Annotated in this window: 15 protein-coding genes and 4 pseudogenes; 12 read left to right on the plus strand and 7 right to left on the minus strand. The window is 32.1% G+C overall.

What is annotated here, in order from left to right; translation table 11 throughout:
- Nucleotides 1–62: 62 nt before the first annotated feature.
- A complete protein-coding gene (locus JJC03_RS06985; protein WP_088397878.1) occupies nt 63–452 on the minus strand; it encodes an SPOR domain-containing protein in 390 nt (129 codons plus the stop codon).
- Between the two features lie 215 nt (nt 453–667).
- Between JJC03_RS06985 and JJC03_RS06990 the strand changes: the two genes are divergently transcribed.
- The 9 genes and pseudogenes from JJC03_RS06990 (at nt 668) to JJC03_RS07030 (ending at nt 12883) form a co-directional block, all read left to right on the plus strand.
- Entirely contained in the window at nt 668–2002 is a 1335-nt protein-coding gene (locus JJC03_RS06990) for a c-type cytochrome (protein ID WP_088397879.1), read from the plus strand.
- 33 nt (nt 2003–2035) lie between these two features.
- A complete protein-coding gene (locus tag JJC03_RS06995) occupies nt 2036–5062 on the plus strand; it encodes a TAT-variant-translocated molybdopterin oxidoreductase (RefSeq protein ID WP_088397880.1) in 3027 nt (1008 codons plus the stop codon).
- A gap of 26 nt (nt 5063–5088) precedes the next feature.
- A complete protein-coding gene (gene nrfD, locus JJC03_RS07000) occupies nt 5089–6495 on the plus strand; it encodes an NrfD/PsrC family molybdoenzyme membrane anchor subunit (protein WP_088397881.1) in 1407 nt (468 codons plus the stop codon).
- A gap of 6 nt (nt 6496–6501) precedes the next feature.
- Nucleotides 6502–7025 (plus strand): annotated as a pseudogene (locus JJC03_RS07005) (DUF3341 domain-containing protein).
- A 7-nt stretch (nt 7026–7032) separates the two neighbouring features.
- A complete protein-coding gene (locus JJC03_RS07010) occupies nt 7033–7581 on the plus strand; it encodes a c-type cytochrome (protein WP_088397882.1) in 549 nt (182 codons plus the stop codon).
- A 19-nt stretch (nt 7582–7600) separates the two neighbouring features.
- On the plus strand, nt 7601–9088 hold the full coding sequence (locus JJC03_RS07015) for a cation-translocating P-type ATPase (protein WP_088397883.1): 1488 nt from the start codon (nt 7601–7603) through the stop codon (nt 9086–9088).
- 19 nt (nt 9089–9107) lie between these two features.
- Nucleotides 9108–10286 carry a cytochrome c oxidase subunit II gene (locus JJC03_RS07020; RefSeq protein WP_235874219.1) on the plus strand — a complete coding sequence of 393 codons (1179 nt, stop codon included), beginning with the start codon at nt 9108–9110 and terminating at the stop codon, nt 10284–10286.
- 33 nt (nt 10287–10319) lie between these two features.
- The gene (locus JJC03_RS07025) at nt 10320–12122 is read left to right on the plus strand and encodes a cytochrome c oxidase subunit I (protein ID WP_088397885.1); all 1803 of its coding nucleotides are present in this window, start codon (nt 10320–10322) and stop codon (nt 12120–12122) included.
- Nucleotides 12123–12199: 77 nt separating this feature from the next.
- Nucleotides 12200–12883 (plus strand): porin family protein, encoded by a 684-nt coding sequence (locus JJC03_RS07030; protein ID WP_103714770.1) that lies wholly within the window; start codon nt 12200–12202, stop codon nt 12881–12883.
- Nucleotides 12884–12915: 32 nt separating this feature from the next.
- On the opposite strand, the gene JJC03_RS07035 is transcribed toward JJC03_RS07030, so the two are convergent.
- Complete coding sequence (locus JJC03_RS07035; RefSeq protein WP_235874220.1) at nt 12916–13518, minus strand: hypothetical protein; 603 nt, start codon at nt 13516–13518, stop codon at nt 12916–12918.
- Nucleotides 13519–13676: 158 nt separating this feature from the next.
- Here JJC03_RS07035 and JJC03_RS19400 point away from each other — a divergent pair.
- A pseudogene (locus JJC03_RS19400) lies at nt 13677–14268 on the plus strand (IS982 family transposase).
- Between the two features lie 225 nt (nt 14269–14493).
- The gene (locus JJC03_RS07040) at nt 14494–14901 is read left to right on the plus strand and encodes a hypothetical protein (RefSeq protein ID WP_088397888.1); all 408 of its coding nucleotides are present in this window, start codon (nt 14494–14496) and stop codon (nt 14899–14901) included.
- Between the two features lie 615 nt (nt 14902–15516).
- Here the strand turns inward: JJC03_RS07040 and rpoN are convergent.
- From rpoN to JJC03_RS07060, 4 genes and pseudogenes are all read right to left on the minus strand, one after another.
- On the minus strand, nt 15517–16986 hold the full coding sequence (gene rpoN / locus JJC03_RS07045) for an RNA polymerase factor sigma-54 (protein ID WP_088444540.1): 1470 nt from the start codon (nt 16984–16986) through the stop codon (nt 15517–15519).
- A gap of 77 nt (nt 16987–17063) precedes the next feature.
- Complete coding sequence (gene asnS, locus JJC03_RS07050; RefSeq protein ID WP_235874221.1) at nt 17064–18509, minus strand: asparagine--tRNA ligase; 1446 nt, start codon at nt 18507–18509, stop codon at nt 17064–17066.
- Between the two features lie 165 nt (nt 18510–18674).
- Nucleotides 18675–18995 carry a hypothetical protein gene (locus tag JJC03_RS07055; protein ID WP_235874222.1) on the minus strand — a complete coding sequence of 107 codons (321 nt, stop codon included), beginning with the start codon at nt 18993–18995 and terminating at the stop codon, nt 18675–18677.
- Nucleotides 18996–19104: 109 nt separating this feature from the next.
- Nucleotides 19105–21517, minus strand: a pseudogene (locus tag JJC03_RS07060) (efflux RND transporter permease subunit).
- Nucleotides 21518–21751: 234 nt separating this feature from the next.
- Here JJC03_RS07060 and JJC03_RS07065 point away from each other — a divergent pair.
- Nucleotides 21752–23962: pseudogene (locus JJC03_RS07065) on the plus strand (cation:proton antiporter).
- Here the strand turns inward: JJC03_RS07065 and JJC03_RS07070 are convergent.
- On the minus strand, nt 23945–25177 hold the full coding sequence (locus JJC03_RS07070) for a DUF5686 family C-terminal domain-containing protein (protein WP_235874223.1): 1233 nt from the start codon (nt 25175–25177) through the stop codon (nt 23945–23947). The pseudogene JJC03_RS07065 and the gene JJC03_RS07070 sit on opposite strands and share 18 nt — an antisense overlap.
- Nucleotides 25178–25189: the final 12 nt, after the last annotated feature.

A 25189-nucleotide genomic window follows, 5' to 3' on the forward strand; every position in this document is an offset into this window, starting at 1 on the left:
ATAAAAAAAGAGGGAAATATCGAAACACGATATTTCCCTCTTTTATTTATTAAAAACAAATATTATTTATTAGGTTTTATTAAAAAAGCATTTGGGTATTTTTTCTTTAGATCAGATAGTTTTTTTTCAGCTTCTATTCGTGTCCTAAAGTTTCCAATCCAAACCTTATAGATGGGGGTGTGAAATACAATAGTACCTTCTAAATTTTTATTGTTTTTGCGAAATTCGATGAGTGTTTTTTTAGCATCTTCATTTTCTCCTGTGAAAATTTGAATTTTGAAATAATCATAAAGGGGGATATTATTATTTATTTTTCTTTTTTCATTTAAAAGTTGTTCAAATCGAGGATCTTGCTGAATGTTTTTTTGTGGATTTTGTGCATTTGTACAGACACTCAAAAAAGAAGAAATGCTGATGTAAAGTGCAGATTTACAAAATGTTAAAATATTCATAGTAAATGATTTTTTTGGCAAATGTAAGGTATAATTAAAAAGAATGTCTTTTAAATTATTTAGAACAATTATAAATTAATATTTAAGATATATTTAAGGTTTTGAGAATACTTCATAAGTCGTATTTTTGTCGGAGTTTTTTAAATGGTGTATTGTATTCGGTATGATTTGTACCGCAGAAAATATGCCAAATTTAGATGATAACCATTTAATTTATGAAAAAGGTGGGAAACCATAAATCGTTTTTAAGAGTAGTAGCGTTAAATCTAGCGTTTCTATTATCTGTTTCTTTAAGTTCTTTTGCTCAAGAACCTGCTGCTTCAGCGCCAGCTGATGCTGCTGCGGCTCCAGCTGCTGCCGGAGATGCTGCTGCGGGGAAGGCTTTGTTTAACGCAAATTGTGCGGCTTGTCACAAGTTAGATGCTAAAATGACAGGTCCTGCGCTTCGTGGCGTTGCAGAACGTCGTGATAGAGCTTGGTTAGGACAGTGGATTAGAAATTCAAAAGGTTTAATTGCATCAGGAGATGCTGATGCTGTGAAAGTTTTTGAGGAGTTTAATAAGGTTCCAATGACAGCCTTTCCTCAGTTATCAGATGCAGATATTGATAACATTATAGCGTATACTTCAGAGCCAAAAGATGAAGTTAAAGCACCAGCCGCTGGTCCAGCTGCAAATGGTGAAAGTGCTGATTCTTCGGGTGTTTCTAACAATGTAGTGTTAGGGTTGTTAGCGGTTGTGTTAGCAATTTTAGTGGGTATGTTGTATATGGTTTACAGTACTTTACGTAAAATTTCAGCTGCTAATGGAGTAGAGGTGAAAGATCGTAAGTTGAGTTTATTGCCTTTATGGAAGTCATTTGCTAAAAATCAATTTTTAGTATTGGTATCAACTATCTTGTTAGTTTTAGTAAGTGCTTATTTTGCTTATGGCTATTTAATGCAGATAGGTGTGGATCAAAATTATGCTCCAATTCAGCCAATTCATTACTCGCACAAAATCCATGCTGGTGATAATGGTATTGATTGTAAATACTGTCACTCTGCTGCTCGTACTAGTAAAAATGCGGGTATTCCTTCATTAAACGTGTGTATGAACTGTCATAAAAATATTTCTGAATTCCAAGGGGATAAAGATTCAACTTATGTTGAATATACTAAAGAATTCTATACTGCTGAAATTCAAAAATTATATGATGCAGTAGGATGGGATAAAACAGCTCAAAAATACACAGGTAAACAAAAACCTGTAAAATGGGTTAGAATTCATAATTTGCAAGATTTTGTATATTTCAATCACTCTCAACACGTTTCAGTTGCAGGAATTGAATGTCAAAAATGTCATGGTCCTGTAGAGACTTTTGAAATCATGAAGCAATACTCTCCATTAACAATGGGATGGTGCGTAAATTGTCACCGTGAAACAGCGGTTAAGGTAGAAGGTAATGCTTACTACGAGAAAATCCATGCAGAACTTTCTAAAAAATATGGTGTAGACAAATTAACGGCTGCACAAATGGGAGGTTTAGAATGTGGTAAATGTCACTACTAATAATTTATTAAGAAGCTAATTTTTATATATAATATGTCATCAAACAAAAAATACTGGAAAAGTGTTGAAGAGCTAAACGAAAATAGCTCTATTGTTGAGACGCTTAGAAATAACGAGTTTGTTGAAGAAATTCCAACAGATGAGTTTTTAGGTGATGCTGCTACACTTGCATCGTCTAATACAACACGTCGTGATTTTCTTAAGTATGTAGGATTCAGCACGGCTGCAGCTACTTTAGCAGCTTGTGAAGGTCCAGTGCATAAGTCTATCCCTTATGTAGTTCAACCTGAGGAAATCATTCCTGGAATTGCAGATTATTATGCTACTTCATTCTCGGATGGTTTTGATTTTGCTAATATCTTGGTAAAGACTCGTGAAGGTCGTCCTATTAAGATTGAAAATAACAAAATGGAAGGAGCTAACTTCCATGCTAATGCTCGTGTTCATGCGTCTGTGTTATCGCTATATGATAGTTTGCGTTTAAAAACTTCTAAAATAGCAGGGAAAGAGTCATCTTGGACTGAGGCAAATGCAATGATTAAAGCAAGTATTGCTGAAGCAAAAGCTAAGGGGGGAAAAGTGGTTTTATTAACTAATACTTCTGCTTCTCCATCTACAGATCGCTTAATTGCTCAATTCTTAACTGTTAACCCTAATGCTAAACATGTAGTGTATGATGCAGTATCTTCATCAGAAGCTTTAGATGCTTTTCAAATGGTTTATGGGGAAAGAGCTTTAGCTGATTACGATTTCTCAAAAGCTAGTGTAATTGTGTCTGTTGGTGCTGATTTCTTAGGAGACTGGCAGGGAGGTGGTTTTGATGCTGCATATGCTCAAGGACGTATTCCTCAAAATGGAAAAATGTCTAAACACTATCAGTTTGAAGCTAACATGACATTATCTGGTGCTGCTGCTGATAAACGTGTTCCAATGACGGTTGCACAACAAAAACAAGCTTTAGTTCAGATTTATAATGTTGTAACAGGCTCTACAGTTGGTTCTGCTAACAATCCTGAAGTTGCAAAAGCAGCTCAGCAATTAAAAGCAGCTGGATCTAAAGGTGTTCTAGTTTCTGGTATTGATGATAAAAATGCTCAACTATTAGTATTAGCAATTAACCGTGCTTTATCAAGCGAAGCTTTTATAACAGGTAATACACGTCAGATCCGTAAAGGGAATAATGCTGATGTTAAACAATTAATTGCCGATATGAATGCTGGTGCTGTTCACACCTTAATTATGAATGGTGTGAATCCTGTTTATACTTTATCTAACAGTAAGGAATTTACAGACGCATTGAAAAAAGTAAAATTAGCGATTACTTTCACAATGAAAGAAGATGAGACAGCTTTAGCTTCTACCATTGCTATAGCTACTCCTCATTATTTAGAATCATGGGGTGATGTAAGTATTGTAAAAGGTAGCTATGCTATCACACAACCTACTATTCGTCCATTATTTGATACAGTTCAGTTCCAAGATGCTTTATTATCATGGACTGGAAATGCTCAATCATATTATGACTATATTCGTAGTGCTTATACAGGTGCTAAAACTTGGAATCAATTAGTACACGATGGAGTTGAATTTATATCTTTACCTACAGCTGGTGGTGCCGGATCTGATTTCAATGCAGCAGCAGCTAGTTTAGCTAACGCTAAATCAGCAGGTATGGAGTTAGTATTATATACTAAAACAGGTATGGGGGATGGTCAACAAGCTAATAACCCATGGTTACAAGAATTCCCAGATCCAATTACTCGTGCTTCTTGGGATAATTATGTAACAATGTCTAAAGCGGATGCTGAAAAACTAGGTATTGAAAATTGGAATGTTGCAAACGGAGGTTTAAATGGTCATACAGCTACTCTTACTGTAGGAGGAGTTAAACTAGAAAATGTTCCAGTAATGATTCAACCTGGTCAGGCTAAAGGAACTATTGGTTTAGCTTTAGGTTATGGTCGTAAGGCATCTTTAAAAGAAGAGATGCAAGTAGGTGTTAATGCTTACCCTGCTTATGTTAACTTCAATACTGTACAAAATGTTTCTGTTGAAAAAGGAAATGATGAGCATGAATTTGCTTGTGTGCAGTTACAAAAAACATTAATGGGTCGTAATGATATCATTAAAGAAACTACTTTAGAAATTTTTAATACTAAAGATGCAGCTGAATGGAATGTAATGCCTGTAGTATCTTTAGATCATAAAGAAGTACCTTCTACATCAGTAGATTTATGGGAGTCTTTCGATAGAACTATTGGTCACCACTTTAATTTATCTATTGATTTGAACGCTTGTACAGGCTGTGGAGCATGTGTTATTGCATGTCATGCAGAAAATAATGTACCAGTTGTAGGTAAATCAGAAGTAAGAAGAAGCCGTGATATGCACTGGTTACGTATTGATAGATATTATTCTTCAGAAACTACTTTTGATGGTGATAACAAAACTAAAGCTGCTACTGAAGGTTTAATGGCGTCTATTTCTACTTTAAGAGATATGGAAGACCCATCTGAAAACCCACAAGTTGCTTTCCAACCTGTAATGTGTCAGCACTGTAATCATGCTCCATGTGAAACTGTATGTCCTGTGGCTGCTACATCACACGGTCGTCAAGGTCAAAACCATATGGCATACAACCGTTGTGTAGGTACTCGTTACTGTGCAAATAACTGTCCTTATAAAGTACGTCGTTTTAACTGGTTCTTATATAATCAAAATGATGAGTTTAACTACCATATGAATGATGATTTAGGACGTATGGCTTTAAATCCAGATGTAAACTTACGTTCTCGTGGAGTTATGGAGAAATGTTCAATGTGTATCCAAATGACTCAAGCTACTATCTTAAAAGCGAAAAATGAAGGTCGCGTAATTCAAGATGGTGAGTTCCAAACAGCATGTTCTAATGCGTGTACATCAGGAGCAATGGTATTTGGTGATGTAAATGATAAAGAATCTCAAGTAGCTAAGTTAGCTGCGGGCGATCGTTCTTACCATTTATTAGAGCACATCGGTACACAGCCAAACGTGGTTTACCAAGTTAAAGTTAGAAATTAATATTAATTGAAATAAGATAAAGGATTATGTCGTCTCATTACGAAGCACCTATCAGAAAGCCTTTAGTACTTGGTAGCAAAAGCTACCATGATGTAACGGTAGACGTAGCTCGTCCTGTAGAAGGAAAAGCGAACAAACAATGGTGGACAGTATTTTATATCGCATTAGCTATGTTCCTTTGGGGAGCTAGCTGTATGCTATACACTATAACCGAAGGTATTGGTACCTGGGGGTTAAATAAAACAGTAGGTTGGGCATGGGATATTACCAACTTCGTATGGTGGGTAGGTATCGGTCACGCGGGTACATTAATTTCTGCTGTATTATTATTATTCCGTCAAAAATGGAGAATGGCCATTAACCGTTCTGCTGAAGCAATGACTATCTTCTCAGTAGTTCAGGCTGGTTTATTCCCAATTATTCACATGGGACGTCCATGGTTAGGTTATTGGGTATTACCTATTCCAAATCAGTTTGGTTCGTTATGGGTTAACTTTAACTCGCCTTTATTATGGGACGTATTCGCAATCTCAACGTATTTATCAGTATCATTAGTTTTCTGGTGGACTGGTTTATTACCTGACTTTGCAATGTTACGTGATCGTGCTGTAACTCCATTTACAAAACATATTTACTCAATATTATCTTTTGGATGGTCAGGTAGAGCAAAAGATTGGCAACGTTTTGAAGAGGTTTCTCTTGTATTGGCTGGTTTAGCAACTCCTTTAGTACTTTCTGTACACACTATTGTATCATTTGACTTTGCAACTTCAGTTATTCCAGGATGGCATACTACCATATTACCTCCTTACTTCGTTGCAGGTGCAATTTTCTCAGGTTTTGCAATGGTAAATACATTACTAATCATCATGAGAAAAGTTTCTAATCTTGAAGATTATATTACAATTCAACATATCGAATTAATGAATATCGTTATTATGATCACAGGTTCCATTGTAGGATGTGCTTATATTACGGAATTATTCGTAGCTTGGTATTCAGGAGTAGAGTATGAGCAATATGCTTTCTTAAATCGTGCTACAGGTCCTTACTGGTGGTCTTATTGGGGAATGATGACTTGTAACGTATTTTCTCCACAGTTCATGTGGTTTAAAAAATTAAGAACAAGTATCATGTTCTCATTCATTATCTCAATTGTAGTAAACATTGGTATGTGGTTTGAACGTTTCGTAATTATTGTAACTTCATTACACCGTGATTACTTACCATCATCATGGACAATGTTCTCTCCAACATTTGTTGATATAGGTATCTTTGTTGGTACAATTGGTTTCTTCTTTGTATTGTTCTTGTTATATTCTAGAACATTCCCAGTGGTGGCACAAGCAGAGGTTAAAACAATCTTAAAAACTTCTGGTGATAATTACAAAGCAGATAGAGAAAAAAATGGTCATAATCACGATAATCACTAATAAGTCATGAGTCATAAAGTTATACATGCACTATATAATGATGATGATGTGTTAATGGATGCAGTAAAAGCTACCCGTAAAGCACATCACCATATCGAAGAAGTCTATACTCCATTCCCGGTTCACGGTTTAGATAAAGCAATGGGGTTAGCACCTACAAGAATTGCTATTGCAGCATTCTTATATGGATGTACAGGTTTATCATTTGCCACTTGGTTATTAAATAATATCATGATTAATGACTGGCCTCAAGATATTGGGGGTAAACCAAGTTTTGCATTTTATCAGAATATGCCAGCTTTTGTGCCGGTAATGTTTGAAGAAACTGTATTTTTGCAGCTCACTTAATGGTAATTACTTTTTACATGAGAAGTAAGTTATGGCCATTTAAAGAAGCAGAAAATCCAGATGTACGTACAACAGACGACCATTTTTTAATGGAGGTGGCTGTTAATAATAATGAAGACGAATTAACTTCTTTCTTGCAAAGCACAGGTGCTGTGGAAGTAAAAGTGGTAGAAAAGCATTAATAAGATTATGAGAAGAGTAGTATATTCCTTAACAGCAATAATGGGGTTATCTTCATTACTGTTTTCATGTAAAAGTGATGATAAGCCAAACTATCAGTTTTTTCCAAACATGTATGAATCAGTGGCTTATGAAACTTATTCAGAATCAAATGCTTTTAAAAATGGTAAAGAAGGACAGTTGCCAGCTCAAGGTTCTATCAAGAGAGGTTTTGTTCCATATGAATTACCTAATACACCAGCTGGTTACGAAGCATCAAAATTAATGAAATCGCCTTTAGATTCTTCTGCTGTGAATATGGAAAAAGGTAAAGAATTATTTGATATTTACTGTATTTCTTGCCACGGTGAAAAAGGAGATGGTAAAGGAAAGTTAGTTCAAAGAGAAAAGTTCTTAGGGGTACCTAGTTATAAAGATCGTGCAATTACTATAGGTAGTGTTTTTCACGTAGAAACGTATGGTTTAAATGCAATGGGTTCACATGCTAATCAATTGAATAAAAAAGAAAGATGGCAAGTGGCTGAGTACGTAATGAAACTTAAGTCTGAATTAAAATAATAAAATACGCGATTAAGTTATGTATACATTTTCAAGCAAATTAAGAACCTTATCATTTGTCCTAATGGCACTTGGTCTTTTAGGAATAGGGTATGGTTTTTTCAATGCACCTAAGACTACTGAGGACGTAGAAAAAATATTAGCAGCTGATGCACATGGTGAACACCATGCTGCGCCAGCCCATGCTGAAGCTAAGCATGAAATGACTTCTGAACATAAAGAGGAAACTCATGTTGATAATAAAATAGTTGCAACTGATTCTGCTGTGACTACTACAGAAGGATTAGATACACTGGCTAAAGATGTGAAAGCAGCTCATGCAGAAGCTGATTCTCACAAAGAAGTAAAACATGAAGAAAAAGTTGCGGTACACGCTGAAGTAGCTTCACATGATGATCATAAAGCACATGTTGAACATGTGTTCCATCAATTACAGAATAAACCATGGGCTGCATTATATGTAGGTGCATTGTTTATCTTTCTAATCTCATTAGGAGTATTAGCATTTTATGCTATTCAATGGGCTGCTCAGGTAGGTTGGTCTCCAGCTTTATTTAGAGTAATGGAAGCAATAACATCTTATATAGTACCTGGAGGTATCGTAATATTTGTGTTATTAGTATTAGCAGGAGTTCATATTAATCATTTGTTTATTTGGATGGACCCTGAAGTAGTGGCTCATGATCATTTAATTCAAGGAAAATCAGGATATTTAAATGTACCTTTCTTCTTAATTAGAGCGGCTGTATTTTTAGGAGGTTGGATATTTTATCGTCATTACACTCGTAAAAATTCATTAGCTTTAGATGAAACAAAAGATCTAGGATATTATAAAAAGAACTTTAAAGCATCTGCAGCATTCTTAGCATTTTTCTTAGTCTCTGAATCAATGATGTCTTGGGATTGGATTATGTCAGTAGATCCACACTGGTTCTCTACATTATTCGGCTGGTATGTGTTTGCTTCTTTCTTTGTGAGTGGTATTACTGTAATTGCTTTAATTACATTATATCTAAAATCAAATGGATATTTAGAGTTTATTAACAATAGCCACTTCCATGACTTAGCTAAGTTTATGTTTGGTGTTTCTGTATTTTGGACTTATTTATGGTTCTCTCAGTTCATGTTAATGTGGTATTCTAATATCCCTGAAGAAGTTACTTATTTTAAATTTAGAATTGAAAATTATAATTTACCATTCTTCGGTATGGTTGTAATGAATTTTATTTTTCCATTATTAATTTTAATTAATTCTGATTTTAAAAGAGTGCCTTGGATTATTACTATGGCTGGTGTCGTAATTTTATGTGGTCACTATTTAGATTTCCATAATATGATTTTCCCTGCTACAGTAGGAGATCAATGGTTTATTGGTGCGGCAGAAATTGGATCGGTAGCTTTCTTTGCAGGTTTATTTATTTACGTTGTATTTACTGCTTTAACTAAAGCTCCTTTATTAGCAAAAGGTAATCCTTATATCGAAGAAAGTAAACATTTTCATTATTAATAATTAAACAAGAAAACAGATGACAACTTTGTTGGTTCTAACAGTTTTAGTCTTATTATCGATTGCTATATGGCAAATGACTAAAATTTTCGACTTGACTCAAGTGGGTAGAAAAGGTGATGATTCACAAATTGCTACCGATAATGATAATAAAGTTCATGGATATTTAATGATGGGTTTTCTTGGATTCCTTTACATTTTCATGATCTATGGATTGTTAAAATGGGGACATTTAGCTTTGGGTACACCAGGATCTGAACATGGCCCTGATTATGATCGTTTGATGAGTATTTCATTAGGGATTATATTTTTAGTACAAGCAATTACACAAGTATTATTACATTATTTTGCTTTTAAATATCGTGGAGAAGCGGGTAGAAAAGCTTTGTACTATGCAGATAACGATAAATTAGAGTTTATATGGACTATCATTCCAGTAATAACTTTAGCAGGTTTAATTCTTTATGGTCTTTATACATGGACAAATATCATGTTTGTTGATGAAGATGAAGAAGTATTAGTTGTAGAATTATATGCAAAGCAATTTAGCTGGGAAGCTCGTTATGCGGGTAAAGATAATGTATTAGGTAAAGCTAATGTTCGTTTAATTGAAGGTGTTAATACTTTAGGAGTCGATTTAAATGATCCAAACGCGCAAGATGATATTGCAGTTCAAGAATTGCATATTCCTAAAGGTAAAAAGGTATTGTTTAAATTACGTTCACAAGATATTATTCATTCCGCTTATATGCCTCACTTTAGAGCGCAGATGAACTGTGTGCCAGGTATGGTAACTGAGTTTGCCTTTACGCCTACTATGACAACAGATGAAATGCGTCAAGATCCTGCAATTGTAGAAAAAGTAGCTGCAATTAATAAGATTAGAGCGAAAAAAAGTGCTGAATTAGTAGCGCAAGGTAAAACAGCTTTAGATCCTTATACTTTTGACTATTTAGTTTTATGTAACAAAATTTGTGGTGCTTCTCACTACAATATGCAAATGAAAATTGTGGTGGATACCCCTGATCAGTTCCAAGCATGGTTAAAAGATAAAGGTACTATTGTTAAAGCTGTGAAAGAAGAGCAAGCTGCTAAAGCAGCTGAAGCAGCAGGAGCTAAAAAAGAAGTGGATGCTCCTAAAAAAGCGGATACTGTAATGGTAGCTGAAGTAGCTGATTCAACAGCTGTTAAAAAATAATATAACGTAATCAAGAAACTTAAATAGAAATATATGGCAGCAGCACATGAGCACGATCACGCACACGATCACGATCACGCACACCACCATAAAGATACGTTCATTACTAAATATATTTTTAGTATTGATCATAAAATGATTGCTAAACAATACCTTATCACAGGTATTATAATGGGAATCATTGGGGTAGTAATGTCTTTATTATTCCGTATGCAAATTGCATGGCCTGAAGAGTCTTTTGGGATTTTCAAAATGCTTTTAGGTGAAAAAATGGCTCCAGGAGGAGTAATGCGTAATGATATTTATTTAGCATTAGTTACGATACATGGTACTATAATGGTATTCTTTGTATTAACAGCAGGATTAAGTGGTACTTTTAGTAACTTACTTATTCCATTACAAATTGGAGCTCGTGATATGGCTTCAGGATTTATGAATATGGTTTCTTACTGGTTATTCTTTTTATCTGCAGTAGTGATGATCTGTTCATTATTTGTTGAGTCAGGGCCAGCATCAGCAGGTTGGACTATTTATCCTCCACTATCTGCTTTACCACAAGCAATTCCAGGTTCAGGTACAGGTATGACTTTATGGTTAGCTTCAATGGCTATTTTCATTGCATCTTCTTTAATGGGATCTTTGAATTATGTAGTTACAGTTATTAATTTAAGAACGAAAGGGATGTCAATGACTCGTTTACCATTAACCGTTTGGGCTTTCTTTATTACAGCAATTATTGGTATCGTTTCTTTCCCTGTATTATTATCAGCAGCATTAATGTTGATTATGGATAGAAGTTTAGGTACATCTTTCTTTTTATCAGATATTTTTATTTCTGGTGAAGTATTACATTATCAAGGAGGTTCACCTGTTTTATTTGAACACTTATTCTGGTTTTTAGGACACCCTGAAGTATATATTGTATTATTACCTGCGTTAGGTATTACATCTGAAATTATTGCTACAAATGCTCGTAAACCAATTTTCGGTTACCGTGCAATGATTGCTTCAATGTTAGCTATTGCTTTCTTATCAACTATCGTTTGGGGGCACCATATGTTCTTGTCAGGAATGAACCCTTTCTTAGGATCAGTATTTACCTTTACAACGTTGTTGATTGCAATTCCTTCTGCTGTAAAAGCTTTTAATTATATTACTACTTTATGGAAGGGAAATTTACAAATGAATCCTGCCATGTTATTCTCTATAGGTTTAGTTTCTACATTTATTTCAGGAGGTTTAACAGGTATTATTTTAGGGGACTCTACATTAGATATCAATGTTCATGATACATATTTCGTAGTAGCTCACTTCCACTTAGTAATGGGTATTTCTGCATTATATGGTTTCTTTGCTGGGGTTTACCATTGGTTCCCTAGAATGTTTGGTAGAATGATGAATAAAACATTAGGATATATCCATTTTTGGATTACAGCAGTTTGTGCTTATGGAGTTTTCTATCCAATGCATTTTATCGGTATGGCTGGTTTACCACGTCGTTATTATACAAATTCAAACTTTCCTTTGTTTGATGATCTAGCTGATGTTAACGTGATAATTACTGTTTTTGCATTAATTGGAGCAGTATTTCAGTTAATATTTATGTGGAATTTCTTCTATAGTATTTTCTATGGTAAGAAAGCAGAACAAAATCCTTGGAAATCAAATACATTAGAGTGGACTGCGCCTGTTGAGCATATTCATGGTAACTGGCCAGGTGAATTACCTACAGTGCACCGTTGGGCTTATGATTATTCTAAGCCAGGACATGAGGATGATTTTGTACCTCAAACTGTTCCGATGAAAGAAGGAGAACAAGAATTACATCACGCTTAATTATAAAAACTTTCTTTAAATGCCTCTCTTTTGAGAGGCATTTTTTTATTTTTATATTCTTATTGATTTTTATATTTATGAAACGATCTTTTCTATTAGTTTTTTTTATCTCATTTTTTGGTTTTTCACAAAATCTGCCAGAAATAAAGGTGTTGGATTCTCTCTATAGAGAAGATCAATTCTATTTTGGGATTACTTATAATATACTTAAAAATAAACCCTATGGAGTTTCTCAAAATTCAACTTCAGGTAGTATTTTTTTAGGCTTTTTGAGGGATATACCTGTTAATAAATTACGAACCTTTGCAGTAGCACCAGGTATGGGTTTTTCTTACTCTAATTTTAAACAAAATTTGCTTATCAAAAAAAATGAATTTACTGTTAACTATTCTATTATTCCTAAGGATCAGATCTATGATAAAAATCGCTTGTCATTTGTAACAGTCGATGTGCCTCTAGAGTTTCGTTGGCGTAATTCTACACCTCAAAGTCATCGTTTTTGGCGGATTTATGGAGGAGTAAAAGCGAGTTATGTGTTATATAATCAATCTCAATTTATTGATTCTAAATATGAATATAAAGTGGTTAATAATCCAGATTTTAACCGTTTCCTTTATTCGGTTTATCTAACAGCTGGGTATAATAGTGGAAATATCTATGTGTCTTATGGATTAAATGACTTTTTTAAGAAAACACTATTTGATGAGAACTCTGGAAAAATTCGTTCCTTAAATTTTGGATTAATGTTTTATATTCTATAAATAGTTATTCTTTTTAATAGAGTATTAAGTATTCATTGTTGCAATATAAATAAAATTATTTGAGGAATAATTCCGCTAAGAGTACCTAGTATTAATTCAGTTCGGGTGTGTGCTTTCATTACTAATCTTGATATGGCAACACAAGAACTTAGGACTAGAAGAGTTATTGTCAAACATAGAAAATATAAAGAATCTAATTTTATATGGTTAAGAATTATCCACGAACTCATACCGGTTATACTAAGCATGTGTAAACTGATTTTTTTATTTAAAAAAGTAAAATATAACGCAATAATTGTGCTAATGCCGCTTGCTATAAAATAGTTTAATAAATAACGATCGCTATAATGAACTAAAGAAAGGGTGGTAATGAAATATGAAATTAATTGCAGGAAAAGAGGTGTTTTTCGTTCATTTACATTATTGATCATACTGTTTTCTATTTTTTTAAATCGAATAAGTAGATAGAAAATAATTAGAGGAATGAAAACAGTAATAATAAATGCTTTGTAAATATAATTTATTTCATTTATAAAATTATTAGATTTTATACTGAATAAATAAATTACTATCGTATAAAAGGATATAAATAAAGGGTGGAATATATAAGATAAGATAGGGAATAATCGTTTCATTTGTTATTATATAGGGGTGGAAAAGTATGTAATTTTAAAATATTTTTATATTAATATGTTAGGCTTCAAGTTAATTTATTTAAGCTACTAGTTATGTAGTTATAGTAAATTTGTTTTGCTGACCAAAGAACGAAACAATGTTTTGAAATGACAAAACTATTTCAATTTTTTGTTTAATCGGTGAAATTTTATAAGCAATTCACACAAAGAAGCTATAAGAAGACAAGTAGGTGAATAGCGAGATTATTCTAACTCCAATTATTTTCTTTACAAGTTTTTACGGAAATCATAGTTCTGCTATTCAATTTATAAAGCAATATAGATTTTTTATTCCTAATATATTAGATAAGAGTAGATTCAATAGGTATTTTGATAAAATAGATAAACTTCTTTATGAATGATTTGAGATTGTAAGTTTTATTTTACGTTAAGAAAAAGAGCTGGTGTAAAAGCTTATAAGGAAAATAAATGATAGATAAATTACCTATTGAAGTCTTTATTTATTGAGAAAGCGCCTATTTAGATTCTGCTTTTGAGAGAAAATGTATTTTTTAAAAATTCAACGAAAATCTAATTCAAAAGAATTGACACTTTAGAACAAAAATTAGAAAAACTAAAAATGAGAAAAACAGTAGAAAAAACTATCAGTGCTATTAAAAATTATTCAAAACAATCATACATGTGGTTACTTTAGATGGATTTAGAATAGAGTTGACTTTGTTTGTATTCAGATCGAAATTAAGTAAATGAATCAACTGGTAACTTGAATTAATTATTATTTTATTAAATATTTTAACAAACTATAAAGAAAATATATTTATATATTATTAAAATAAATAAATAAAAAATATTTTTAATAAAAAAAATACATATATTGTATAAAAATAAACAAAAACTAAAAAACATTATTTTTTACTAAATGTGTAATAATCATCAGAATCGTAGTTAAAAAGATTTTGCTAAAAAATGTAAGTGATGAAAAAGGTATTGTTTTTATTAATGACGTTATTAAGCATAGGTGTAAGTTCTGCTCAGATGGAAGGGAAAATGATAGACCCTAGATTTGTAGGTTGTTGGGAAGGATCAGAAGTAGAACAGTTAGAAAAAGGAATTAGTAAACAGTGGAAAACATGTCGTTTTGCTAATGGTAGTTGTGTCTTTTCTTTTGTTCTAATTGATCAAAAAGATAATGTAAATGAAACGTATCGAAAAGGAACTTGGTGGGTTGAAAATGGTAAGTTTTATGAAGTTTTTGATGTAAATGAAGCAATCGATGAATATGAATTTGAATTCGTAGGGGAAAGTATAAGATTTACAGATACTAAAATTTCAGGATATAAAAATACCTATTATACTTTTATGGATCATAAAATAGAAAATTAGTTTAAGAATAATATACTTTAGTTATTAATTAGCGTTTTACTAATTATAAATTATTTTAAAAAGAGATAATATGGGAGGAGGTTTTTCCTTCTTTTTGTATTTCTATTTAATAAAAAAACAATTTAAAGAGTCTTGTGTTTATAAGTGAAATCACAATGCTTTATTAGAAAAGATTTGTTTAGAGTGCTTTTTATTATTAAAAAAATATTGATTTATATAAATTGGATTTATTTTGTTCAGGGATACGTTTGCTATTTCTAATTTTGTAGTTTTTGTATTTCGATGAAATAATTATTGCTAATGAATCGTGTATAATAATTTAGGGTTAAATTTTATCTATATTATTATAAAAAGATAGTGTGAATCTTCAGTGACTTTTTTGAAAATATTTTATTTTAGAGCGTTTTTAAGAGGCAATAATATCTTTTTTATAGATACAAACGAGTTGCAAAGTGGTAAAAAAAGGTTGTGTAAAAACAAAAAACATTTTCTAATTTTGGGTTTTACTATTAAGAAATAGTACCAACAGGTGGAATCTATATTTGTATAGAATGCTTTTAGTATTTCTTTTATTGGTATTGTTTGTTTTTACACAACCTTTTTTACAGGATTTAATTAGATTTTCTTACGCATCCTCGCAACAGGTATCTCTAATTGTTCACGATATTTAGCTACTGTCCTTCTGGCAATAGGATAACCGCGCTCTTTTAAAATGACAGCTAATTGATCATCAGGAAGAGGTTTGCTTTTATCTTCCTCCTTAATGACTTGTTGGAGGATTTTCTTAATTTCAATAGTTGAAACTTCTTCTCCTTGATCATTCATCATCGCTTCACTGAAGAAATCCTTTAGTAGTTTTGTACCGTAAGGAGTGTCTACATATTTACTGTTTGCTACTCGAGAAACTGTAGAAATATCCAACCCAATCATATCGGCGATATCTTTTAAGATCATTGGTTTTAGTTTTGTTTCATCACCATCTAAAAAATATTCCTTTTGAAAAAGCATGATTGCATTCATGGTAACATACAAAGTTTCTTGACGTTGTTTAATTGCGTCAATAAACCATTTAGCAGAATCAAGTTTTTGTTTGATGAATTGAACAGCATCACGTTGTGCATTTGATTTATCTTTAGAGTCCTTATACGTTTTCATCATTTCTTGATAGTCTTTAGAAACGTGAAGCTCAGGAGCATTTCTGCCATTTAGAGTTAATTCTAATTCATCATCGTTAATCCTAATCATGAAATCAGGAACTATGTGCTCTGTGATTTTAGTATTACCAGCAAAGGCACCTCCCGGTTTAGGATTTAGTTTTTCAATTTCATCAATTGCTTTTCTTAAATATTCTTTGGAAACACCGTATTTTTGCAATAGTTTTTCGTAGTGTTTTTTGGTAAAAGCATCAAATTGGTCCTCGATAATTTGAATAGCTAATTCAATAGATTCTGTTGGGGTTTTATGTTTTAATTGTAATAATAAACATTCTTGTAAATCACGAGCACCTACCCCAGAAGGTTCTAATTCGTGGATGATTGAGCAAAGAATTTTATTAACACGAGTTTCATCAGTGTAGATGGCTTGTGTAAATGCCATATCATCTACTATGTCTGCAATACTTCTGCGTAAGTATCCGTCATCATCCATACTGCCAATTAAAAACTCAGCTATATCATTTTCTTCATCCGTTAAGACAAAAGTATTGAGCTGGTTTATTAAATCCTGATGAAAACTGACTGAAGCGATAAAAGGAGCTTCGTATTCATCGTCATCATCACTATAATTATTACTTTGTGTTTTATAATCAGGAGTTTCGTCGTTACTTAAATATTCATCTATATTAATATCGTTTGCATCAATGCTATCTGAATCATCAAAATCATCATATTCATCAGTGTCAAACTCATCTTTTTCAAACTTTTCTTCATCTTCTACGATTCCTCCTTCTAGCGCAGGGTTTTCGTTCATTTCTTCCATCAAACGTTGTTCAAAAGCTTGTGTGGGTAATTGTATGAGCTTCATCAACTGAATTTGTTGAGGAGAAAGTTTTTGAGATAATTTTAAGTTTAAATTTTGTTTTAACATTTTCGATTATTCGGTTATTTGTCGATTTGGTTATTTGTTCTTTTTAAAAATAACCAAATCAACGAATCAACTATTGATTAAAATTCAGCATTTTGTGGAGTTCTAGGAAAAGGAATTACGTCGCGAATATTAGTCATACCCGTTACAAATAATACCAAACGTTCAAAGCCTAAGCCAAAGCCTGAGTGAACTGCGGAACCAAAACGACGTGTGTCTAAATACCACCATAACTCTTCTTCATGAATGCCTAGAGCTTTCATCTTTTCGATCAGAACGTCTAAACGTTCTTCTCTTTGTGAACCACCTACAATCTCACCAATGCCTGGGAAAAGGATGTCCATAGCACGTACGGTTTCTTTTCCAGGTTCTGTGTTTTCGTTCAAACGCATGTAGAAAGCTTTTATTTTTGCAGGGTAATCAAATAAGATTACAGGGCATTTAAAGTGTTTTTCCACTAAGAAACGCTCGTGTTCACTTTGTAAGTCAGCTCCCCATTCGTCAATCAAGTATTGGAATTTCTTCTTTTTATTAGGAGTTGAATCTTTTAAGATATCTATAGCTTCTGTATACGAAACACGTTTGAAGTTATTGTCTAATACAAAACTTAATTTTTCTAATAATGGCATTTCACTACGTTCTGCTTGAGGCTTTTGTTTTTCCTCATCTAATAAACGTGATTCTAAGAATTTTAAATCTTCTGAACAATTGTCAACAGCATATTTGATTACATATTTGATGAAATCTTCCGCTAAATCCATGTTGTCAGCCAAGTCGTTGAAAGCTACTTCTGGTTCAATCATCCAGAATTCAGCTAAGTGACGAGAGGTGTTTGAATTTTCTGCACGGAAAGTGGGTCCAAAAGTATAGACTTGACCTAAAGCCATGGCATAAGTTTCGCCTTCTAACTGACCAGAAACCGTTAAATTTGTTTCTCTTCCAAAGAAATCTTCTTTAAAATTAATCGTTCCATCTTCATTTCTAGGTGTTTCATCAAAAGGTAAAGCAGAAACTCTAAACATTTCACCTGCGCCTTCTGCATCAGAACCTGTAATGATAGGCGTATTTACATAGAAAAATCCTTTTTGTTGGAAATATTGGTGTACTGCAAAAGATAAAGCGGAACGCACACGCATAATAGCTCCAAAAGTGTTTGTTCGGATGCGTAAGTGTGCATTTTCTCTTAAGAATTCTAAAGAGTGTTTTTTAGGTTGCATTGGGAATTTTTCGGGATCGCTATCTCCCAAAATTTCCAATTTAGTTACTTGAATTTCGTATTTCTGACCCGAACCACGACTTTCTACTAATTCACCAGTTACCGCTACAGCCGCTCCAGTAGTAATTCTTTTTAAAGTAGTTTCAGCAGTGTTTTCAAAATCTACCACACACTGAATATTATGAATCGTTGAACCGTCATTTAACGCGATGAATTGATTATTTCTAAAAGTTCTTACCCATCCTTTAGCGGTTACTTCATGTAATGTCTTGGTACTGTTTAGTAAGTCCTTAATTTTTGTATGTTTCATTTGTAATACGAGAATTTAGATTTTTGAATTCAGAATAACTGAACCTAAAAACTTTTTAAGGTTATAATCTGCAAATATAGTGGATTTGGTTAAAAAGTGAAAGTTATTATCTGTAAGACCTAACAGGTTTTCAAAACCTGTTAGGTCTGGTAAGTAAAAAATGTATTACGTACAGCTGATTGAGAAATTGATTACTTTGTTTCTTTCTATATTAATTGTTAAAATACAAATGTCTTTCTCTTTTATATGACAGTTGTTTTCTATCGTGTATTTAAGGAATTTGTTAAATTTAGATGTATGGTGTTCTTTGTCAGGAATTCCAAATTTATCAATGATAAATAGATAAGTCTTGTTCTGAATTGGGATTTTTTTTAATAGTTCCTCGGTTATTCCTACACTTCTAAACCCATTACAAGCTTCTTTGTCTTCTTTCCATTTTTCTAAGGTTCTATTTTGACATGCTGCTATAAATAGTAGCAGAATCACTAAATTAAAATATCGGTTCATGATGGAATATTATAATTTAAGCTTGATTAGTTTGGAAATGAGCAGTCCTAACAGGTTCTTAAAACCTGTTAGGGCTAAAATTTCAAATTTATTTTTTCTCGACTGCTTCCACAGCTTCATCACTAGGTTCTAGAATATCAATAATAGGTTCAGGTAATTCTTGTTTGTTTGCTAATGTTTTGTTTAAAGAAAGTACTAATGAAGGAAGTAAGACTAAGTTTGAAAGCATACCAAAACTTAATGTTAAGGCTACTAATCCGCCTAGCGCAACTGTTCCGCCGAAACTAGATAGCATAAATACTGAAAAACCAAAGAAAAGAACGATTGAAGTATAAAACATGCTAATGCCCGCATCGTCGAAAGTAGCAAAAACTGATTTTTTAATCTTCCAGTCGTTACGAGAAAGCTCTAAACGGTACTGTGCCAAAAATCGCAAGGTATCATCAACAGACATACCAAATGCAATTCCGAATACTAAAATGGTAGAAGGTTTTAAGGGAATACCCAAAAAGCCCATTAATCCAGCAGTCATTAATAGAGGTAATAAATTAGGAATAATAGATACTATAACCATTTTGAAAGAACGGAACATGATGGCTACTAATCCCGCTGTTAAAGCAAATGCCATTAATAAGGAAGAAAGTAAATTGTCTAACAAATATTGAGTGCCTTTTTGAAACACAGATGGTTTTCCTGTAATAATAACTTCGTAGCGAGGCGATGGAAATAGTTTATTTATTTTAGTGCGAAGCTGAGATTCAATAGTTTCCATTTTTTCTCCATTTTCATCTTTTATGAAAGTGGTTATACGTGCATATTGACCTGTGGGATCTACATAACTCTTCATTAAGTTATCTTTAGAGTTTTTAGTCGCATTTTTAGCATAGGAAAGGATGAAAGCTTGCTCCTGTGCTGTGGGTAATTCGTAGAAATCGGGATTACCGTTGTAATAGGCTTGTTTAGAATATTTTATTAAGCTTACAATAGATAATGGTTTAGATAATTCTGGTATTTCATGAATAGTTTGTTCTAGTTCTTCCATACGTTTGAGCATAGAAAGTTTCATGATTCCTTTTTTACGTTTGGTGTCGATCATGATTTCAAGAGGCATTACACCGTCAAATTCTTTTTCAAAAAAACGTATATCATCAAAAATGCAGTTTTTTTAGGCATGTCTTCTATAATAGAGCCTGAAATCTTAATTTTATGAATCCCAATCATTCCAATAATTAGTAAACAGATTGAAACAGTGTAAACTCCTATTTTGTTATATTTAACTGTATTTATAATCCAATTAAAGAAAGAGGTTAAATATTCTCTTTCTAAATGTCCTAGATGTCGTGGAATTGGAGCAGGAATATAACTAAAAAATACAGGTATGATAAGCATACAGAGTACATAAATAGCTAAAATATTAATAGAAGTAATTACTCCAAATTCTACTAATAAAGTGTTATTTGTTGCAATAAAAGTGGCAAACCCTAAAGCGGTAGTTAGGTTCGTCATTAAGGTAGCCGTTCCTGTTTTCGTTATAACGCGTTGTAAGGCTTTAGCTTTGTTTTTGTGTTTATAATACTCTTGGTGGTATTTGTTGATTAGGAAAATACAGTTAGGTATTCCAATAACAATGACTAGAGTAGGAACTAAAGCTGTTAAAACTGTTATTTCATAATTTAGTAATCCTAATAAACCAAATGACCACATAACCCCTATTATTACTATTAAAAGAGAAATAGCAGTTGCTCGAAAAGAACGAAAAAGAAGAAGAAAATAAGCCCAGTTACTAATAAAGCAGCTCCTATGAAAAGGCCTATTTCGTCAATAATGGTTTTAGCATTTAATGTACGTATGTAAGGCATTCCTGATTTATGAAGTGTGATACCCGTATTTTTTTCAAATTTTTCTAATTCAGGAATAAGTTTATATAGTACATAATCTTTTCGTTTTTTAGTATTAACAATCTTTTTGTCTATATAAATAGCTGCACGAATAGCACCTGATTGTTTATTATATAATAATCCTTCATAAAAAGGGAGACTATCTAATAATTGTTTTTTTACATTAGTTAGATAATCTTGTTTACTAGTTTTTGTAGAATCAACAAGATTTTTTAAAACAAAAGTCTGTTGGGAATCATCTTTTACAAGTGTCTTTAGGTTGTCTGGTGAAATAATTAAATCTACTTCTTCCTGTTTTTGAATATTATTTATCATTACTTTCCAGTCCTTAAAGACTTTAGGAGTGAAAAGTTTAGCATCTTTTGTAGCAATAATAATCAAGTTCCCTTCTTCTCCAAAAGTTTTAAGAAAATGGGTGTAATCAATATTTATCTTATCATCTTGAGGTATTAGATTTGCTTCTGTTTGTGTAAAACGAATGTGTTTCCATTGAGAAGCTAATCCGATTGTTAACGCGATAACAATTGATAAAACAGTAATTTTGTTGCGTAAAATAAGTCGGGCGATTAACTCCCAAAAACCAAGGCTTAATAATTTTTTCATATTCTGTAAAAGCGATTACAAATTTAGAAAAACCAATTCTATTTTTTTAGTCAATTCATCTAACTTTTGTAGAGAAGATTTTGTAACATTATTTTTTAATTAAATGTGTGTCTTATTGTTTTATTTCAATTCATATTTTACCATATTTGTACACATTATGTATTTATGAAAAAATGAAAAAAACTTAAAAACGCTATTTTCTATTTTACTGTTACTGGAGTTTTTACAGCGCTAATGTACTGGATTGTTCAACAAGGAAAAAACTTAGAGATAGGTAGGAAAGTGATTGCTCCTAATTCAAATCATACATTATGGGGGGCAATTTTTAGAATCACTTATTCATAATATAAAACATCCTTTAGCAATTTTATTAGCCCAGATTATCACTATAGTCATAGTGGCTCGTTTTTTTGGTTGGATTTTTAGAAAAATTGGTCAACCGTCTGTAATAGGTGAGATTATTGCAGGTATATTTTTAGGACCTTCTGTAGTAGGAATGTATTTTCCAGAATTTACAAGCCTTATTTTTCCTGTTGAATCATTAGGTAATCTTCAATTTTTAAGTCAGATAGGGTTAATTCTTTTTATGTTCGTAATTGGGATGGAACTGGATTTAAAAGTATTAAAAAATAAGGCTAATGATGCAGTTGTTATAAGTCATGCCAGTATTATTATTCCTTTTGCATTAGGAATGGTTTTAGCTTATTTTGTATATCATAAATTTGCCCCTGAAGGAGTAGAATTCTTATCTTTTGCTTTGTTTTTAGGCATTGCTATGAGTATTACCGCATTTCCAGTTTTAGCTCGTATAGTACAAGAAAGAGGATTGCATAAAACAAAACTAGGCACTGTAGTAATCACATGTGCGGCAGCTGATGATATAACCGCTTGGTGCCTTTTAGCAGCAGTTATTGCTATTGTAAAAGCAGGTACTTTTGCTAGTTCATTATACATAATTGCATTAGCTGCCATTTATGTATTGGTTATGTTATTTTTGGTGAAACCCTTTCTAAAAAGAGTAGGAGATTTATATTCAACCAGTGACAATTTGAGTAAACCTGTGGTTGCTATTTTCTTTTTGACTTTAATTATTTCTTCATATTGTACTGAAATTATAGGGATTCATGCTTTATTTGGTGCTTTTATGACGGGAGCGATTATGCCTGATATAGCTAAGTTTAGACATATTTTTATAGATAAGGTTGAAGATGTTTCCTTAATTTTATTACTTCCATTATTTTTTGTTTTTACAGGATTAAGAACACAGATAGGGTTAATTAATGAGCCTTATTTATGGAAGGTAACAGGCTTTATTATACTGGTTGCTGTAACAGGTAAATTTATAGGAGGAGCATTGACTTCTAAATTTGTTGGGCAGACTTGGAAAGATAGTTTTATGATAGGAGCCCTCATGAATACACGCGGTTTAATGGAGTTAGTAGTCTTAAATATAGGATATGATTTAGGAGTGCTTACTTCTGAAATTTTTACTATGATGGTTATCATGGCTTTAGTTACAACCTTTATGACAGGTCCTGCGTTAGATTTAATCAATTTTATTTTTAGAACAAAAGATCAAATTGTTCCAGATATTGTAGAAGGCATTCATAAATTTAAAATATTAATTTCTTTTGGAAATCACGAAAAAGGGAAATCATTATTAAAAGTGGCTAATGCTTTAACAAAAAAAAAAAAGAAAATTCTGTTATTACAGCCATGCACCTTTCTGTAAGCGATGAAATGCACGGTTATAATACAGAAGAATATGAAAAAGAATCTTTTATCCCTATTTTAGAAGAATCTAAAAATTTAAACCAAGAAATATCTACTATTTTTAAGGCTACAGTAGATATAGAAACAGATATTGCTGAAGTAGCAGGAAAAGGAGATTATGATTTATTACTAGTTGGTTTAGGTAAATCAATTTTTGAAGGATCCCTTTTAGGAAAAGTAATTGGGTTTACTACGCGATTAATTAATCCAGATAGGTTATTGGATAAGTTAACGGGTAAAGAAGGCTTATTTGCTAATTCTATATTTGATGAACGAACACAGCAAATAATTTCTAAAAATAAAACACCTCTTGGAATACTAGCAGATAATGAATTGCAATCTTTAGATAAAATTTTTGTTCCTTTCTTTTGCTCGGAAGATGCTTTTTTAGTTGATTATATTCAAAAGTTTGTTTACAATAATAATTCTAAGGTGAATGTAATTGATGTAAAACATCAATTAGAAACAAATTATTTAATAAAAAATGCCATTGAATCATTAGATAGAGAATTCCCGGATAATATTTCTATAGTGAAAGAAAATCAAGTTCAAAAAGCATTTTTAGTTAAACAAGATTTAATGTTGATTAGTCTTGAAAGTTGGAAAAAACTAGTAGCTTCTAATAATTTATGGCTTAGTAATTTGCCATCAGTATTAATCATTAAACCCTAAATCAATTTGTAAACTTAGTTTTATAGCTAAATTATCTTTGAATGAAGGTAGTTGATTAGGCCCAAATCTGTAAAAGCTAGAAATACCTAAGCCGTTATAGATTTGGGTTATTTCTATACCTGATTCCCAGTAACCTTTTTCAAGGGTTTTGAATGTAATTTCTTTATGATTGTCTTTTGAGTTAAGACTTCCTAATCCGTATCTAAGAACAGTATTAAAAATAGGATTTATTTGTCTACTAATTTCCCATTTAGGGAGTTGATATTGAATATGAGCATAAAGAGCTTTGTTTGAAAAAAATTCATTAAAAAACATTGTCTCAAAGCTCTCTCTTCCAGCAAAATTTATTCGTTCAATCATTTTTTCCTTTTGTAAATTATTAGGTGAATGACTGTATAAATGTGTGATAGGGGCTATGCCATCTATATATCCTGTTTCTATTTTAAAATCAATTTTGTGATTATTGAATACTTTTTTTTGGTATTCAAATCGAAAATCATACCGTGTATACTGAAATAAGTCATTTAAAGAGAAAGGAAGTGTTTTTGAAAGCTGAAAAGTAAATTTTGGATATTCTTTTCTATATTCAATTCTACCGCTAGGAGTTTGCATGTATTTGCTAAAAGGATTCCATTGTAAAGAAAAGGTAAGTGCGTTTAAATAAAATGTTTTATATGATTGACCATCAATTTCATAATGATAATTGAATAAAGGGGTGATATTACTTTTTGTTAGTTGAAGAATAGATTCCGTTTTGGGAATTATTTTATTTTCTATAAATGCTCTATAAGTATGATGATCAAAGAAAGTCGTTAAGTTAAAAGGTCTTGAGTCATAAATTTTAAATGTTTTTCTATCTATTTCAAAATTATTGTTAGCTATTTCAGTTACATCATCTTGATAACCAATTCCAAACCATGTTTCAGAAGTACGGTCTAGTAAAAAGGAAGCTGTAAGCCCTTTTTTAAAATCATAATCTTTAGTTCCATAACCAAAATAAGCTTCTGTTTTGAAATATTTAGAAAAATGATCATTAGTAATACCTCCTAATCCTATACGAATACCTTCATGATTATTGAATTTGAAGAGATAGCGTAAATCTAAATCGAAAAAACTTATAGGGTAGTATCCATTAATTATTTTGCGACCAATTTTAAGCTTTTTTTCATATTTTCTGGCAGTTATTAAGCTGTCTAAAGATAGGTAAGTAGGCAAACTCCGTTTATC

It is taken from the genome of Flavobacterium oreochromis, from assembly GCF_019565455.1.
In the GTDB taxonomy this organism is placed as follows: Bacteria; Bacteroidota; Bacteroidia; order Flavobacteriales; family Flavobacteriaceae; genus Flavobacterium; species Flavobacterium oreochromis.

What these genes read in the sequence shown, in the direction of transcription:
- JJC03_RS07035 (WP_235874220.1), bottom strand. Translation starts at nt 13,518, where the DNA reads ATGAAACGATTATTCCCTATCTTATCTTATATATTCCACCCTTTATTT.
- rpoN (WP_088444540.1), bottom strand. Translation starts at nt 16,986, where the DNA reads ATGTTAAAACAAAATTTAAACTTAAAATTATCTCAAAAACTTTCTCCT.
- nrfD (WP_088397881.1), top strand. Translation starts at nt 5,089, where the DNA reads ATGTCGTCTCATTACGAAGCACCTATCAGAAAGCCTTTAGTACTTGGT.
- asnS (WP_235874221.1), bottom strand. Translation starts at nt 18,509, where the DNA reads ATGAAACATACAAAAATTAAGGACTTACTAAACAGTACCAAGACATTA.
- JJC03_RS07015 (WP_088397883.1), top strand. Translation starts at nt 7,601, where the DNA reads ATGTATACATTTTCAAGCAAATTAAGAACCTTATCATTTGTCCTAATG.
- JJC03_RS07040 (WP_088397888.1), top strand. Translation starts at nt 14,494, where the DNA reads ATGAAAAAGGTATTGTTTTTATTAATGACGTTATTAAGCATAGGTGTA.
- JJC03_RS07020 (WP_235874219.1), top strand. Translation starts at nt 9,108, where the DNA reads ATGACAACTTTGTTGGTTCTAACAGTTTTAGTCTTATTATCGATTGCT.
- JJC03_RS06990 (WP_088397879.1), top strand. Translation starts at nt 668, where the DNA reads ATGAAAAAGGTGGGAAACCATAAATCGTTTTTAAGAGTAGTAGCGTTA.
- JJC03_RS07030 (WP_103714770.1), top strand. Translation starts at nt 12,200, where the DNA reads ATGAAACGATCTTTTCTATTAGTTTTTTTTATCTCATTTTTTGGTTTT.
- JJC03_RS06985 (WP_088397878.1), bottom strand. Translation starts at nt 452, where the DNA reads ATGAATATTTTAACATTTTGTAAATCTGCACTTTACATCAGCATTTCT.
- JJC03_RS06995 (WP_088397880.1), top strand. Translation starts at nt 2,036, where the DNA reads ATGTCATCAAACAAAAAATACTGGAAAAGTGTTGAAGAGCTAAACGAA.
- JJC03_RS07010 (WP_088397882.1), top strand. Translation starts at nt 7,033, where the DNA reads ATGAGAAGAGTAGTATATTCCTTAACAGCAATAATGGGGTTATCTTCA.
- JJC03_RS07025 (WP_088397885.1), top strand. Translation starts at nt 10,320, where the DNA reads ATGGCAGCAGCACATGAGCACGATCACGCACACGATCACGATCACGCA.